At 42.4% G+C, this 12,717-nt stretch carries 12 protein-coding genes; all 12 read right to left on the bottom strand.

The annotated features are described in order from the left end of the window. Nucleotides 1-57: 57 nt before the first annotated feature. The 12 genes from rplB to rpoC all read right to left on the bottom strand — a co-directional run bounded on the left by rplB (nucleotide 58) and on the right by rpoC (nucleotide 12,681). Nucleotides 58-891, bottom strand: a complete 834-nt coding sequence (gene rplB, locus ACNO7B_RS00645; RefSeq protein ID WP_007496314.1) for a 50S ribosomal protein L2 — start codon at nucleotides 889-891, stop codon at nucleotides 58-60. A 28-nt stretch (nucleotides 892-919) separates the two neighbouring features. Continuing rightward, nucleotides 920-1,207: a 50S ribosomal protein L23 gene (gene rplW, locus ACNO7B_RS00640; protein WP_003217016.1), complete on the bottom strand. Its 288-nt coding sequence runs from the start codon at nucleotides 1,205-1,207 to the stop codon at nucleotides 920-922. Continuing rightward, nucleotides 1,207-1,830, bottom strand: a complete 624-nt coding sequence (gene rplD / locus ACNO7B_RS00635; protein ID WP_007496312.1) for a 50S ribosomal protein L4 — start codon at nucleotides 1,828-1,830, stop codon at nucleotides 1,207-1,209. The genes rplW and rplD overlap by 1 nt, the downstream gene beginning before the upstream one ends. 27 nt (nucleotides 1,831-1,857) lie before the next feature. Further along, nucleotides 1,858-2,487, bottom strand: coding sequence for a 50S ribosomal protein L3 (gene rplC, locus ACNO7B_RS00630; RefSeq protein ID WP_007496311.1), 630 nt, complete (start codon nucleotides 2,485-2,487; stop codon nucleotides 1,858-1,860). Nucleotides 2,488-2,524: 37 nt separating this feature from the next. Then, nucleotides 2,525-2,833, bottom strand: coding sequence for a 30S ribosomal protein S10 (gene rpsJ, locus ACNO7B_RS00625; RefSeq protein WP_003156464.1), 309 nt, complete (start codon nucleotides 2,831-2,833; stop codon nucleotides 2,525-2,527). Nucleotides 2,834-3,051: 218 nt separating this feature from the next. Continuing rightward, nucleotides 3,052-4,011: an alpha/beta fold hydrolase gene (locus tag ACNO7B_RS00620; protein WP_417901035.1), complete on the bottom strand. Its 960-nt coding sequence runs from the start codon at nucleotides 4,009-4,011 to the stop codon at nucleotides 3,052-3,054. Nucleotides 4,012-4,120: 109 nt separating this feature from the next. Continuing rightward, entirely contained in the window at nucleotides 4,121-5,311 is a 1,191-nt protein-coding gene (tuf, locus tag ACNO7B_RS00615; protein ID WP_007496302.1) for an elongation factor Tu, read from the bottom strand. A 117-nt stretch (nucleotides 5,312-5,428) separates the two neighbouring features. After that, nucleotides 5,429-7,507, bottom strand: a complete 2,079-nt coding sequence (gene fusA / locus ACNO7B_RS00610; RefSeq protein ID WP_007496301.1) for an elongation factor G — start codon at nucleotides 7,505-7,507, stop codon at nucleotides 5,429-5,431. A gap of 54 nt (nucleotides 7,508-7,561) precedes the next feature. Further along, a complete protein-coding gene (gene rpsG, locus ACNO7B_RS00605) occupies nucleotides 7,562-8,032 on the bottom strand; it encodes a 30S ribosomal protein S7 (protein ID WP_003216884.1) in 471 nt (156 codons plus the stop codon). A 121-nt stretch (nucleotides 8,033-8,153) separates the two neighbouring features. Beyond that, nucleotides 8,154-8,573, bottom strand: a complete 420-nt coding sequence (gene rpsL / locus ACNO7B_RS00600; protein ID WP_003216962.1) for a 30S ribosomal protein S12 — start codon at nucleotides 8,571-8,573, stop codon at nucleotides 8,154-8,156. A 113-nt stretch (nucleotides 8,574-8,686) separates the two neighbouring features. Next, on the bottom strand, nucleotides 8,687-8,935 hold the full coding sequence (locus tag ACNO7B_RS00595; protein ID WP_008345416.1) for a 50S ribosomal protein L7ae-like protein: 249 nt from the start codon (nucleotides 8,933-8,935) through the stop codon (nucleotides 8,687-8,689). 146 nt (nucleotides 8,936-9,081) lie between these two features. Beyond that, a complete protein-coding gene (gene rpoC, locus ACNO7B_RS00590; RefSeq protein WP_417901034.1) occupies nucleotides 9,082-12,681 on the bottom strand; it encodes a DNA-directed RNA polymerase subunit beta' in 3,600 nt (1,199 codons plus the stop codon). Between the last annotated feature and the right edge of the window lie 36 nt (nucleotides 12,682-12,717).

The following is a 12,717-nucleotide window of genomic DNA, read 5'->3' as shown; positions in this document are numbered from 1 at the left end:
TGTGGAACCTCCCTTCGTGATTGAACTACGGTCCTAAATGAACCGTAGACAACCCCGTTACTTGTTTTTACGACGACGTACAATGAATTTATCAGACTTGTTGGTTTTCTTACGAGTCTTGAATCCAAGAGTCGGTTTACCCCATGGAGACATTGGTGATTTACGTCCGATTGGAGCGCGTCCTTCACCACCGCCGTGTGGGTGATCGTTAGGGTTCATTACAGAACCACGAACTGTTGGGCGTACGCCTTTCCAGCGAGAACGTCCAGCTTTACCGATGTTGATTAGTTCGTGTTGTTCGTTTCCAACTTGACCGATAGTCGCACGGCAAGCAGAAAGGATCATGCGTACTTCACCAGAGTTCAAACGTACAAGAACGTATTTACCTTCTTTACCTAGAACTTGAGCAGAAGTACCAGCAGAACGAACTAATTGTCCACCTTTACCTGGTTTTAATTCAATGTTATGCACAACTGTACCAACTGGGATGTTGATAAGCGGAAGAGCATTACCTGGTTTGATGTCAGCTTCTGGTCCAGAAGTAACTTCAGTACCAACTTGGATTCCTTTCGGAGCAAGAATGTAACGTTTCTCACCATCTGCATAGTTTACAAGAGCGATGTTCGCTGAACGGTTTGGATCATACTCGATTGTAGCAACGCGTCCAGGTATACCGTCTTTATCACGCTTAAAGTCGATGATACGGTATTGACGTTTGTGACCGCCACCTTGATGACGAACAGTCAATCTACCTTGGTTGTTACGTCCGCCTTTTCTGTGAAGCGGTGCAAGCAACGATTTTTCTGGTTTGTCAGTCGTGATTTCAGCAAAATCTGAAGTAGTCATGCCACGACGACCATTACTGGTTGGTTTATACTTTTTAATCGCCATTTTGAATTTCCCTCCTTCTTTTTAAGATTTACGCTTCAAAAATTTCGATTTCTTTGCTGTCAGCAGTTAATTTCACGATCGCTTTTCTGCGACGGCTAGTCATACCAGTGTAGCGTCCAACGCGTTTTGATTTACCTTTGTAGTTTTGAACGTTGACTTTCTCAACTTTCACTCCAAAGATCTCTTCAACAGCGTCTTTCACTTCTGTCTTGTTAGCTCTGACATCAACTTCGAACGTGTACTTCTTCTCTGTCATTAGATCAGCAGAACGTTCAGTAATGATAGGGCGCTTTAGAACATCACGAGGATCTTTCATTATGCAAGTCCCTCCTCTACTTTTTCAACCGCTGCTTTAGTGATCAGAAGTTTGTCGTGGTTGACAACGTCAAGAACGTTGATACCGTTAGCTTCAACAACTGTTACTCCAGGGATGTTACGAGCAGATAAAGCAACTGTTTCGTTTGCATCCGCAGTGACGATCAACGCTTTCTTCTCAACAGATAACCCTTTAAGGATGCCTGCGAATTCTTTCGTTTTCACTGCATCAAGAGTAAGATCTTCAAGAACGATGATGTTGTTGTCGATTACTTTAGAAGACAATACTGACTTGATAGCCAAGCGGCGAACTTTTTTAGGTAATTTATAAGAATAGCTGCGTGGTGTTGGACCGAATACGATACCGCCTCCGCGCCATTGTGGTGAACGGATAGAACCTTGACGAGCACGACCTGTACCCTTCTGTCTCCAAGGTTTACGACCTCCGCCACGTACTTCAGAACGAGTTTTTACTTTGTGAGTTCCTTGACGTAAGGAAGCTCTTTGCATAAGAATAGCATCGAATACTACGCTTTCGTTTGGCTCAATTCCAAACACAGAAGCGTTTAATTCGATTTCACCGTTAGTAGAACCGTTTTGGTTAAATAATGCTACTTTTGGCATGACTTGTTTCCTCCTTTCCTAAGAGAGTTATTTAGTTTTAACTGCACTCTTTACAGTTACTAGAGATTTTTTAGCTCCTGGTACGTTACCTTTGATCAAAAGAAGATTGCGTTCTGCATCAACTTTAACGATCTCAAGATTTTGGACAGTGATTTGCTCTCCGCCCATACGTCCTGGAAGAAGTTTACCTTTGAATACTCGGTTTGGATCAACAGGTCCCATTGAACCAGGACGACGGTGGTAACGTGAACCGTGAGTCATTGGTCCGCGTGATTGTCCGTGGCGTTTGATAGCCCCTTGGAATCCTTTACCTTTTGATGTTCCTGTTACATCTACGATATCTCCATTTGCGAAAATATCAACTTTGACTTCCTGACCAACTTCATACGCATCTAACTCCACACCGCGTAATTCTTTTACGAAGCGCTTAGGAGCAGTTTCCGCTTTAGCAACGTGGCCTTTCTCTGGTTTGTTAGAAAGCTTCTCACGTTTGTCGTCAAAACCGATTTGGATTGCTTCATAGCCATCCGTGTCAGTAGTCTTCTTCTGAAGAACAACGTTAGCAGCAGCCTCAACAACAGTTACAGGGATAAGATCACCGTTTTCTGCGAATACTTGCGTCATACCAATTTTTCTACCTAAGATTCCTTTGGTCATTCGTCACACCTCCTATAATATGTGTTTTCTATTTGAATTAAAGTTTGATTTCGATATCTACACCGGATGGTAAATCTAAACGCATAAGTGCATCAACTGTTTGCGGAGTTGGATTCACGATGTCGATTAGACGTTTGTGAGTACGCATCTCGAATTGCTCACGAGAATCTTTGTACTTATGCACCGCACGAAGGATTGTGTAAACTGATTTTTCAGTTGGAAGCGGGATTGGACCAGATACACTAGCACCAGAACGCTTAGCCGTTTCAACAATCTTCTCAGCAGATTGATCAAGAATTCTATGATCATATGCTTTTAAACGAATACGAATTTTTTGTTTTGCCATTATTTTCCCTCCTTTTCGCCTACTTACGTTAGACAGTTCTCCGTGAGAAAAACCTGATCACCTTGCCATGGCAAAGCGGCCGGGTGTGTCAGCAACCTCTCACTTCATCGCAGTCAAAGACCAACATGCACTATTGTACCAAATTGGCCTGTGTGTTGCAATAATAAATCGGATAAATTTATGATTTGCACACTTTTCATATTATACAGGGGTTCAGCCTATAAATCAAGCTTTCCCTGAAGATGATGTGTAGCTGTCTTCCTGACGATACGAATAAATTCTTCTGGCTCTTCAATATGCGGAGAATGCGCAGATTCTTTAAAAGTAAACCACTCTTTTATTGGTGCTGTAAGTTGATCAACATATGGTTTTGATACAGCAGCTGGTGTAATCATGTCATGTTCCCCGATGATAAAGTAGCAGGGTATTAATATAGAAGAAACTCGGTATTGAATGCTTTCGTTCATTAGCTCGTCCCACAGCATATCCTGGCTATACTTCTGTCCCATAAGGAATTTCCACTTATCTTTTAGCTGATAATGCTTACTAACAAGAAATGCATACAGCATTTGAAAAAGTGGCTTCCACCTATGCGTGAGCCCTACTTTTGCGAACTCTTTGTATAGAGAGAACAAAGCATGAGCAGAGGTGCGTTTCCAAGGGGGTGGTGTCAGCAATCTTAGACATCTACTGATGAAATGCTTGCCTTGATATTTTTTTAGAAGAAGTTCGTACGATACAATATCCTCTTTTAATACATCAACCACCTGACTAATTCCATAATAGGCATGATACAAATCTGGTCGTTTATGTACAGCTTGTATCGCAACTAATGATCCCCATGAATAACCCGCAATGTATATTTTCGTTTGATCATTATAAGAAAGCAGTTTTTCTGTAAGCTCAATCGTATCCTCTATGAATTGCCCAATGGTCATAGAAGACTCAGGAATGTTTTTTTGATAAGACAGTCCTGCACCGCGTTGGTCCCAATGAACAACAGTGAAGTCTTGATCAAGTTCCTTATGAAAGGAATCGATATAACTCATTTGAGCTGACCCTGGGCCACCGTGTAAAAATAATAAAACAGGTTTTGTTTTTTTCGCTTGATCTTCTTTTATCATAATCCATTGATCAAGCCCGCCAATCAGCCACTTTTTCAACATTGTCTTCGCCATTCCAGTGATCCTCTCGGTTCCATTTAGATTCTATAGCTTATAGTAGCCGTTATGCACTGGAAAAGCAAAAAAAGAGACCCTTTTGCAAGGAGTCTCTTTTTAACTGTTATTACTTAATGATAGTAGAAACAACGCCAGAACCTACAGTACGTCCACCCTCACGGATAGAGAAACGAGTTCCTTCTTCGATAGCGATAGTAGAGATAAGTTCAACTTCCATCTCAGTGTTATCGCCAGGCATTACCATTTCAGTACCTTCTGGAAGATGTACGATACCAGTTACGTCAGTTGTACGGAAGTAGAACTGCGGACGGTAGTTAGTGAAGAATGGAGTATGACGTCCACCCTCTTCTTTAGAAAGTACATAAACTTCAGCTTTGAAACGGCTATGTGGAGTGATTGTACCTGGTTTAGCAAGTACTTGACCACGTTGGATATCTTCACGAGATACACCACGAAGTAGTGCACCGATGTTGTCACCAGCTTCAGCATAGTCAAGAAGTTTACGGAACATTTCAACACCTGTAACAGTTGTTTTACCGTTTTCTTCTTGAAGACCGATGATTTCAACTTCGTCACCGACTTTAACTTGTCCACGCTCAACACGACCAGTAGCAACTGTTCCACGACCAGTGATTGAGAATACGTCCTCAACTGGCATCATGAATGGCTTCTCAGTGTCACGCTCTGGAGTTGGGATGTACTCATCAACCGCATCCATAAGTTCGAAGATTTTTGCTTCGTAATCAGCATCACCTTCAAGAGCTTTAAGAGCAGAACCTTTGATAACTGGTACATCGTCACCAGGGAAGTCATAGTCAGAAAGAAGGTCACGAACTTCCATTTCAACAAGTTCAAGTAACTCTTCATCGTCAACCATGTCACATTTGTTAAGGAATACTACGATGTAAGGAACACCTACGTTACGAGAAAGTAGGATGTGCTCACGTGTTTGTGGCATTGGACCATCAGCAGCAGATACTACTAAGATCGCGCCGTCCATTTGAGCAGCACCAGTGATCATGTTTTTAACATAGTCAGCGTGTCCTGGGCAGTCTACGTGTGCATAGTGACGAGTTTCAGTTTCATACTCAACGTGTGCAGTTGAGATTGTGATTCCACGCTCGCGCTCTTCTGGAGCACCATCGATTTGGTCATAAGCCATAGCTGTACCTTTACCAGATTTCTTATGAAGAACTGTTGAGATAGCAGCAGTTAGAGTTGTTTTACCATGGTCAACGTGTCCAATTGTACCAATGTTAGCATGCGATTTGGAACGGTCGAATTTTTCTTTAGCCATTCTAAAAATCCTCCTTAAAGGTTCATTGTATTTGGTATGAGTGATAGAAAGTGAAGAGTTACCTCCCACTTTCTGATCTTCAATAGTAGTTATACTTTAGTTTAAAGGCAAAATCAATTATTCACCTTTATTTTTTTTGATGATTTCTTCACTGATGCTCTTAGGCACTTCTTCGTAGTGATCCATGTGCATAGTGAAAGTACCGCGTCCTTGTGTGTTAGAACGGAGTGCAGTTGCATATCCGAACATTTCAGAAAGTGGAACCATAGCGCGAACAACTTGAGCGTTACCGCGAGCTTCCATACCTTCTACACGTCCACGACGAGATGTGATATCACCCATGATGTCTCCCATGTATTCTTCTGGGATAACGACTTCTACTTTCATCATTGGCTCAAGTAGAACTGGGTTGCATTTGCTGACAGCATTTTTCAATGCCATAGATGCAGCAATTTTAAACGCCATTTCGTTAGAGTCAACATCGTGGTAAGATCCATCGAATAATTTTGCTTTGATGTCGATTAATGGGAATCCAGCTAATACACCATTTTCTAGTGAATCTTCAAGACCTGCTTGAATTGCTGGAATGTATTCACGTGGAACAACCCCACCGACGATTGCATTTGTGAATTCGAAGCCTGCGCCTTCTTCGTTAGGTTCGAATTCGATCCAAACGTGTCCGAACTGACCGCGTCCACCAGACTGACGTACGAATTTACCTTCAACTTTTGCACTAGAACGGAATGTTTCACGGTACGCAACTTGAGGAGCTCCTACGTTAGCTTCAACCTTGAACTCACGCTTCATACGGTCAACAATGATATCAAGGTGAAGCTCACCCATACCAGAGATGATCGTTTGACCAGTTTCAGTGTTTGTTTGTGTACGGAATGTTGGATCCTCTTCAGCTAGTTTAGCTAAAGCGATACCCATTTTATCTTGGTCAGCCTTAGATTTAGGCTCGATAGCTACATCGATAACTGGCTCTGGGAATTCCATAGACTCAAGGATAACAAGATTTTTCTCGTCACAAAGAGTATCACCAGTAGATGTATCTTTAAGACCAACAGCTGCTGCGATATCCCCTGCATATACAGTAGAGATTTCTTCACGGCTGTTTGCGTGCATTTGAAGGATACGTCCAACACGCTCACGCTTGTTCTTAGAAGAGTTCTTCACGTAAGAACCAGAATCAAGTGTTCCAGAGTATACGCGGAAGAATGTTAGTTTCCCAACATAAGGGTCAGTCATAACTTTAAATGCAAGAGCTGCGAATGGTGCGTCATCAGTAGACTCACGTACAACCTCTTCATTTGTATCTGGCAATGTACCTTTGATTGCAGCAACATCAGTTGGTGCAGGAAGGTAGTCAAGCACAGCGTCAAGTACAAGCTGAACACCTTTGTTTTTGAAAGCAGATCCAACAAGAACTGGGTAGAATTCAACATTCAACGTTCCTTTACGGATTGCAGCTTTCAATTCAGGAATTGTGATTTCTTCACCCTCAAGGTATTTTTCCATAAGCTCTTCATCAAGCTCAGCGACAGCTTCAATTAAGCTGCTGCGAAGCTCTTCAGCTTTGTCTTTATACTCAGCAGGGATTTCTTGTGCATCAGAGCGAGTTCCAAGGTCATCTTCGTAGAAGTATGCTACGTTTTCTACAAGGTCGATGATTCCTTCGAATTGATCTTCAGCGCCGATCGGCAATTGAATTGCATGAGCGTTCGCTTGAAGACGATCTCTTAATGTGCTTACAGAGTAAAGGAAGTCCGCACCGGTTTTATCCATTTTGTTAACGAATACGATACGAGGTACTCCGTAAGTTGTTGCTTGGCGCCAAACTGTTTCAGTTTGAGGCTCTACACCTGATTGTGCATCAAGAACAGCAACCGCACCATCAAGTACACGCAAAGAACGTTCAACTTCAACAGTGAAGTCTACGTGTCCTGGTGTATCAATGATGTTTACACGGTAACCTTTCCATTGTGCTGTAGTAGCAGCAGAAGTGATTGTAATACCACGTTCTTGCTCCTGCTCCATCCAGTCCATTTGTGAAGCTCCTTCGTGAGTTTCACCAATTTTATGGATACGACCAGTGTAGTACAAGATACGCTCAGTCGTTGTCGTTTTACCGGCATCGATGTGAGCCATGATACCAATATTACGAGTTTTGTCTAAGGAGAACTCTCTTGCCATTGGGTAATTTCTCCTTCCTTATTAGGGAATAGTTTTTTTAGTTTGGTATAAATCCTACCAGCGGTAGTGAGCGAATGCTTTGTTCGCTTCTGCCATTTTGTGTGTATCTTCACGTTTCTTAACAGCAGCACCAGTGTTGTTAGCTGCGTCAAGGATTTCATTAGCAAGACGCTCTTCCATCGTTTTTTCTCCACGAAGACGAGCGTAGTTTACTAACCAGCGAAGACCTAAAGTCGTACGACGATCTGGGCGAACTTCTACAGGAACTTGGTAGTTAGCTCCACCTACACGACGTGCTTTAACTTCAAGAACTGGCATGATGTTTTTCAAGGCTTGTTCGAAAACCTCCATCGCTTCATTACCAGTACGTTCTTTGATGATATCAAATGACTTGTAGAGAATAGTTTGTGACTTTCCTCTTTTACCGTCGATCATCATTTTGTTGATCAAACGAGATACAAGTTTAGAATTGTAAATTGGATCTGGCAAAACGTCTCTTTTTGCTACAGGACCTTTACGTGGCATCTGAATAGCCTCCCTTCTCTTTTAAAAGGATTTCTATCTGTCTTTCATCTCAATTTCATTGTCAGCTACCTGACTCCACTGATCTGAACTCAACTTCTAAAAACCCTTATGTTTGTTTATATTATTTGCTTTGTTTAGGGCGTTTTGTTCCGTATTTAGAACGTCCTTGCATACGACCGTCAACTCCGGCAGTATCAAGCGCACCACGAACGATGTGGTAACGTACACCCGGTAAGTCTTTTACACGTCCGCCACGGATAAGTACTACACTGTGCTCTTGTAGGTTATGTCCGATACCAGGAATGTAAGCTGTTACCTCAATCAGGTTAGACAAACGTACACGAGCATATTTACGTAGTGCTGAGTTTGGTTTTTTCGGTGTCATTGTACCGACACGAGTACAAACCCCGCGCTTCTGTGGAGATGTTACGTTAGTGTGCTCTTTTTTGAAACTGTTGTATCCTTTGTTAAGTGCAGGAGACTTTGAGTTTTCAACTTTACTCACGCGTCCTTTGCGTATTAGCTGATTAATTGTAGGCATGTTGTTATTCCTCCCTTCATTACTTTTTTTATAACCCACATACCCAGGTGGTTCATCAAAAGGCAAAAAACAATGTTTTTGCATTTTAAGCATGCAAAAACAAAACAAGTACGCTATAACATAATGGCAACAGCTGCTGCCCCAACTTCAATTCCGCAGGCCTTGCCGAGCTTTTTCATGGAATCTACCACTAAAATGTCTACACCCTTCTCTTGCGCTAGTTTCATTACACTAGCGGTTAAAGCAGGATCAGCATCTTTCGCTACGACGATTTCCTTCACTGAATCTCGTTTCAGAGCTTTTACTGTTTGCTTCGTACCAATAATAATGGATTGAGCCTGTGATACTTTATCATAAGACATCGAATATCCTCCAAAGTAACAGGTTTTATTTTGAGCACCTTGGTTATATTATCATCATGGCAGAAGGATGTCAATATCGTTTGACAGATTATCTTGACATCCTTCACCATTTTTTGATGATTTTTATAGAAATCTTAAGAGAAAGATTACTCTACAGGAACCATATCGTCAGACGGCTGCACTTGTGAAACCGGCTTAACTTTACGGTAGTTTGGCATTCCAGTTCCAGCAGGAACAAGTTTACCGATGATGACATTCTCTTTCAAGCCAAGCAGTTCATCACGTTTTCCTTTGATCGCCGCATCTGTTAGGACACGAGTCGTTTCTTGGAAGGATGCTGCAGACAAGAATGAGTCTGTTTCAAGCGATGCTTTTGTAATACCAAGAAGAACTGGACGGCCTGTTGCAGGACGTTTGCCTTCGAATAGTACTTTTTTGTTCGCTTCTGTGAATTGGTGTACATCAAGAAGTGTGCCTGGTAATACATCTGTATCCCCTGCATCAGCGACACGCACTTTACGAAGCATTTGGCGAACCATTACTTCTACGTGCTTATCTCCGATTTCTACCCCTTGCATACGGTATACTTTTTGTACTTCATGAAGCAGATATTCTTGAACAGCTGTCATATCAGTCACTTTAAGAAGTTCTTTCGGATCGATTGAACCTTCTGTCAGTACTTGACCACGAGTGACTTTGTCACCTTCAACAACTTTCAGACGTGCATTGTAAGGAGCTGTGTAAGAGCGAGTTTCAACTTCGCCTTGAACCACAATTTCCTGTTGCTTGTCACGAACATCGTTAATTTCAGCAACGACACCATCAATTTCAGAAATGGTTGCCTGCCCTTTCGGATTACGCGCTTCAAATAACTCTTGGATACGAGGTAAACCTTGAGTGATATCGTCTCCTGCTACCCCACCGGTGTGGAACGTACGCATTGTAAGCTGTGTTCCTGGCTCACCGATCGATTGTGCAGCGATGATTCCAACTGCTTCACCGACTTCAACGTCAGTACCAGTTGCAAGGTTACGGCCGTAGCATCGTTTACATACACCATGAGGCGTGTTACATGTAAATGCAGAACGGATCCATACTTCCTCGATTCCTGCTTCAACTACTTCGAGTGCTTTATCTTCATCAATTAGTTCGTTTTCGCCAACAATGACTTCGCCCGTTTCAGGATGAACAATTGGTTTTCTTGCAAAACGTCCAATCAGACGTTCTTCAAGTTTCTCAATAATTTCATTTCCTTCTTTAATGGACTTCGCCAAGATTCCACGGTCTGTACCGCAATCTGTTTCACGGATGATAACATCCTGTGCAACGTCAACGAGACGACGCGTGAGGTAACCTGAGTCAGCTGTTTTAAGAGCTGTATCGGCAAGACCTTTACGCGCTCCGTGAGTGGAAATAAAGTATTCCAATACTGTTAAACCTTCACGGAAACTAGATTTAATCGGAAGTTCAATGATACGTCCAGCCGGGTTGGCCATCAGACCACGCATACCAGCCAGCTGAGTGAAGTTAGATGCGTTACCACGCGCTCCAGAGTCACTCATCATGTAGATAGGGTTGACTTCATCAAGGGACTTCATCAGTTTACCTTGGATGACATCTTTAGAAGAACTCCAGATCGAAATGACTCTCTCATAACGCTCTTCTTCAGTAATCAAACCACGTCTGAATTGCTTCATGACGTTATCTACTTTTGCTTGCGCTTCTTCGAGGATCTTCTGTTTATCATCTAATACGACGATATCAGACACCCCAACCGTAATACCCGCTTTAGTAGAGTATTTGAAACCAAGATTTTTCATGCGGTCAAGCATTTTAGATGTCTCAGTGATATGGAATCTCTTAAAGATTTCCGCAATGATTTTACCTAAAATACCTTTTTTGAACGGTGCATTGATTTCTTGTTTCTTGATCGCAGCTTTGACATCTTCACCTTTTTCAAGGAAGAAGCGGTCAGGCGTTTTTTCTTCAATATTGCTCTTTGTCGGCTCATTCATGTAAGGGAATGATTCCGGTAAGATTTCGTTAAAGATTAGTTTTCCAACTGTTGTAATCAACAATTTAGAACGCTGTTCATCAGTGAATGTCACATTCTTCAACGAGTTAGCTGCAACAGCTACACGTGTATGAAGATGCACATACCCATTTTGATAAGCTAGAAGGGCTTCGTTCGTATCTTTGAAGACCATACCTTCTCCGATAGCACCTTTACGCTCAAGTGTAAGGTAGTAGTTACCTAGCACCATATCCTGAGATGGCGTAACAACAGGTTTTCCATCTTTCGGGTTCAAAATGTTTTGAGCAGCAAGCATTAAGATACGAGCTTCAGCTTGAGCTTCAGCAGATAATGGTACGTGAACCGCCATTTGGTCACCATCAAAGTCAGCGTTGTAGGCAGTACATACAAGTGGATGCAGACGAATTGCGCGTCCTTCCACAAGTGTAGGTTCAAACGCTTGAATACCAAGTCTGTGAAGAGTTGGTGCACGGTTTAGTAAGACTGGATGCTCACGAATCACTGATTCTAAAACATCCCAAACTTCCGGCTGCACGCGCTCAATCTTACGTTTCGCGCTCTTAATGTTGTGAGCTAATCCTTTTTCAACAAGCTCCTTCATCACGAATGGTTTGAATAGTTCAAGAGCCATTTCTTTCGGAAGTCCACACTGATACATTTTCAAATGTGGTCCAACGACGATAACGGAACGTCCAGAATAGTCAACACGTTTACCAAGCAAGTTTTGACGGAAACGCCCTTGTTTCCCTTTCAGCATGTGAGAAAGAGATTTCAATGGTCTATTTCCTGGTCCTGTTACTGGTCGGCCTCTACGTCCATTATCAATCAAGGCATCGACAGCTTCTTGAAGCATACGTTTCTCGTTCTGAACGATGATGCTTGGCGCGCCAAGATCTAATAAACGTTTCAGACGATTGTTACGGTTGATGACACGACGATAAAGGTCGTTCAAGTCAGAAGTAGCAAAACGTCCGCCATCAAGCTGAACCATTGGACGTAATTCTGGTGGAATCACCGGAAGTACATCAAGGATCATCCAAGACGGTTTGTTTCCTGAGTTACGGAAAGCTTCCAAAACTTCAAGGCGTTTGATCGCACGTGTACGACGCTGTCCTTGAGCTGTTTTTAGCTCTTCTTTGAGTGTATCTACTTCTTTCACAAGATCGATATCTTGAAGAAGTTTGTTAATTGCTTCTGCACCCATAGCTGCTTGGAAGGTGTTACCGTATTTATCTAAATAAGCACGGAATTCTTTCTCAGAAAGAAGTTGTTTCTTCTCAAGCGGTGTGTTGCCCGGATCAGTCACGACGTAAGAAGCGAAGTAAATCACTTCTTCTAACGCACGTGGTGACATATCTAGAACAAGACCCATACGGCTTGGGATACCTTTGAAATACCAAATGTGGGAAACTGGGGCAGCCAGTTCAATATGCCCCATTCTCTCACGACGGACTTTTGCCCGTGTTACTTCTACACCACAACGGTCACATACAACACCCTTATAACGAACGCGTTTATACTTTCCACAATGACATTCCCAGTCTTTTTGCGGTCCGAAGATACGTTCACAAAAGAGACCATCTTTTTCCGGTTTCAGTGTACGATAGTTAATCGTTTCAGGCTTTTTCACTTCACCAAAAGACCAAGAACGGATTTTATCAGGTGATGCGAGACCGATGTTCATATACTCAAAATTGTTCACATCTAGCAAGGGGCCTACCTCCCTTTTAATCTTCGGGTTATACCC

The organism is Bacillus sp. AK25 (assembly GCF_048270685.1).
Lineage (GTDB): Bacteria > Bacillota > Bacilli > Bacillales > Bacillaceae > Bacillus > Bacillus altitudinis.
The sequence above is the reverse complement of the archived record's forward strand: the minus strand, read 5'-3'. Positions and strand labels throughout refer to the sequence as shown.

What these genes read in the sequence shown, in the direction of transcription:
- rplB (WP_007496314.1), bottom strand. Translation starts at nt 891, where the DNA reads ATGGCGATTAAAAAGTATAAACCAACCAGTAATGGTCGTCGTGGCATG.
- rplW (WP_003217016.1), bottom strand. Translation starts at nt 1,207, where the DNA reads ATGAAAGATCCTCGTGATGTTCTAAAGCGCCCTATCATTACTGAACGT.
- rplD (WP_007496312.1), bottom strand. Translation starts at nt 1,830, where the DNA reads ATGCCAAAAGTAGCATTATTTAACCAAAACGGTTCTACTAACGGTGAA.
- rplC (WP_007496311.1), bottom strand. Translation starts at nt 2,487, where the DNA reads ATGACCAAAGGAATCTTAGGTAGAAAAATTGGTATGACGCAAGTATTC.
- rpsJ (WP_003156464.1), bottom strand. Translation starts at nt 2,833, where the DNA reads ATGGCAAAACAAAAAATTCGTATTCGTTTAAAAGCATATGATCATAGA.
- ACNO7B_RS00620 (WP_417901035.1), bottom strand. Translation starts at nt 4,011, where the DNA reads ATGGCGAAGACAATGTTGAAAAAGTGGCTGATTGGCGGGCTTGATCAA.
- tuf (WP_007496302.1), bottom strand. Translation starts at nt 5,311, where the DNA reads ATGGCTAAAGAAAAATTCGACCGTTCCAAATCGCATGCTAACATTGGT.
- fusA (WP_007496301.1), bottom strand. Translation starts at nt 7,507, where the DNA reads ATGGCAAGAGAGTTCTCCTTAGACAAAACTCGTAATATTGGTATCATG.
- rpsG (WP_003216884.1), bottom strand. Translation starts at nt 8,032, where the DNA reads ATGCCACGTAAAGGTCCTGTAGCAAAAAGAGACGTTTTGCCAGATCCA.
- rpsL (WP_003216962.1), bottom strand. Translation starts at nt 8,573, where the DNA reads ATGCCTACAATTAATCAGCTAATACGCAAAGGACGCGTGAGTAAAGTT.
- ACNO7B_RS00595 (WP_008345416.1), bottom strand. Translation starts at nt 8,935, where the DNA reads ATGTCTTATGATAAAGTATCACAGGCTCAATCCATTATTATTGGTACG.